The sequence below is a fragment of the Schaalia georgiae DSM 6843 genome, assembly GCF_000429245.1.
GTDB lineage: Bacteria > Actinomycetota > Actinomycetes > Actinomycetales > Actinomycetaceae > Pauljensenia > Pauljensenia georgiae.
This window is the reverse complement of record NZ_AUBM01000022.1, coordinates 1-2,355: the sequence shown is the minus strand read 5'-3', so window position 1 is coordinate 2,355 and position 2,355 is coordinate 1. Positions and strand designations below refer to the sequence as shown.

The 2,355-nt window shown below is 62.3% G+C and carries 2 rRNA genes; both read right to left on the bottom strand.

What is annotated here, in order from left to right:
* Window positions 1-50: 50 nt before the first annotated feature.
* Window positions 51-167 (bottom strand): 5S ribosomal RNA (gene rrf, locus G447_RS0108550).
* Window positions 168-457: 290 nt separating this feature from the next.
* A 23S ribosomal RNA gene (locus G447_RS12480) occupies window positions 458-2,355 on the bottom strand; the annotation flags it as partial.

Below are 2,355 nucleotides of genomic sequence, written 5' to 3'. Positions count from 1 at the left end.
GTGTGTTTGTGGGGGGCTCGCACGGTGTGCGGGCCCCCCACTGTGGTGTGTTGTGGCGGTTTCCTACTCTCCCACACCCCCTGGGGTGCAGTACCATTGGCGCGGCCGGGCTTAGCTTCCAGGTTCGGAATGTTGCTGGGCGTTTCCCCGGTGCTGTGACCACCACAAGTCTCTAATTCTGACCCCCGCCCTCCTCCCCTGTTGCTGCGCCCCTGTTGTTGTGGGCCGCTGCCCCCCTCCCTTGTCGGGTTCGGGGGGGTTGGGGGGTGGGTTGGTCGTGGTTCGTATAGTGGTTGCGGCATCCCTTCCCCCGGTGTTGGCCCCTGCCCTCCCTGTTTTTGTGGGGGGGTTGGGGGTGGGGGTTGTTGTCCCGTTGGGCGCCCCCCTCTCCTGTTTTGGTCCTGCCCTGATCGCTCCCCTTTTTGGTGTTGGGGGGCGGGCGGGTTGGGTGGGGGGGTTGTGTGTGGTGTTGGCCCATTAGTACCAGTCGGCTCGCGAGCGCCTCGCGGCGCTTCCACCTCTGGCCTATCGACCCGCTGTTCTGGCGGGGGCCTCTCACCCCACGGCGGGGGCGTGGAAACCTCATCTCGGAGCGGGCTTCCCGCTTAGATGCTTTCAGCGGTTATCCTTTCCGAACGTGGCCAACCAGCCGTGCACCTGGCGGTACAACTGGCACACCAGAGGTTCGTCCATCCCGGTCCTCTCGTACTGGGGACGGCCCTCCATCAAGTTTCCTGCGCGCGCAGAGGATAGGGACCGAACTGTCTCACGACGTTCTGAACCCAGCTCGCGTACCGCTTTAATGGGCGAACAGCCCAACCCTTGGGACCAACTCCAGCCCCAGGATGCGACGAGCCGACATCGAGGTGCCAAACCATGCCGTCGATATGGACTCTTGGGCAAGATCAGCCTGTTATCCCCGGGGTACCTTTTATCCGTTGAGCGACCACGCACCCACGTGCCATGGCCGGATCACTAGTTCCTGCTTTCGCACCTGCTCGACCCGTCGGTCTCACAGTCAAGCCCCCTTGTGCACTTGCACTCGCCACCTGATTGCCAACCAGGCTGAGGGAACCTTTGAGCGCCTCCGTTACATTTTAGGAGGCAACCGCCCCAGTTAAACTACCCACCAGGCACTGTCCCCAGCCCGGATCACGGGCCCAGGTTCAGGCGCCCGCTTGAACCAGAATGGTATTTCAACGACGACTCCACCACGGCTGGCGCCGCGGCTTCACAGTCTCCCACCTATCCTACACAAGCACAAGCGGACACCAATACCAAGCTATAGTAAAGGTCCCGGGGTCTTTCCGTCCTTCTGCGCGAAACGAGCATCTTTACTCGTACTGCAATTTCACCGAGTTCACGGTTGAGACAGCGGAGAAGTCGTTACGCCATTCGTGCAGGTCGGAACTTACCCGACAAGGAATTTCGCTACCTTAGGATGGTTATAGTTACCACCGCCGTTTACTGGGGCTTGAATTCGCCCCTTCGCCCCCACGCGGGGGGCTGAGGGCTCCTCTTAACCTTCCAGCACCGGGCAGGCGTCAGTGCGTATACATCGCCTTGCGGCTTCGCACGCACCTGTGTTTTTGATAAACAGTCGCTTCTCCCTATTCTCTGCGACCCCCCGGCCCCCGCCCCGCGCGCGGCGGGAAGAGGCCAAAGGGTCCTCCTTATCCCGAAGTTACGGAGGAATTTTGCCGAGTTCCTTAACCATGATTCACTCGAACGCCTCGGTATACTCTACCTGACCACCTGAGTCGGTTTGGGGTACGGGCGCGCGGCGCCCTCACGTCGGGGTTTTTCTCGGCAGCATAGGATCACCACAAGTCCACACACGCGTGTGTCCCTCCTCAGCTCTCACCCACCATGCCCCCCGGACTTGCCTAGGAGACGGGCCACAGCCTTGAATACGCACAACCACCGGCGCATTGCGGCTACCTTCCTGCGTCACCCCTGTTAACACGCTTGCCTCCACCACCGGGGCCCCGCGACACCCGCCCTCCCCGCGCCCGAAAGCAGCGGGGGAACAGGTGCGGGCGGTTAGCACAACGGTATCGGCATTGGCGGTCGCCGCGCGGTACCAGAATATCAACTGGTCGACCATCGACTACGCCTGTCGGCCTCGCCTTAGGACCCGACTAACCCAGGGCGGATGAACCTGGCCCTGGAACCCTTAGTCAATCGGCGCTGCGGATTCCCACCGCAGAATTCGTTACTCATGCCTGCATTCTCACTCCCACGCGGTCCACCAGAGGTCACCCCCGGGCTTCGCCCCACGCAGGACGCTCCCCTACCCAACAACGCGCCCACCACCCCATCAAAGGGGGGCGGGCGATAACGCGCTGCTGCCAC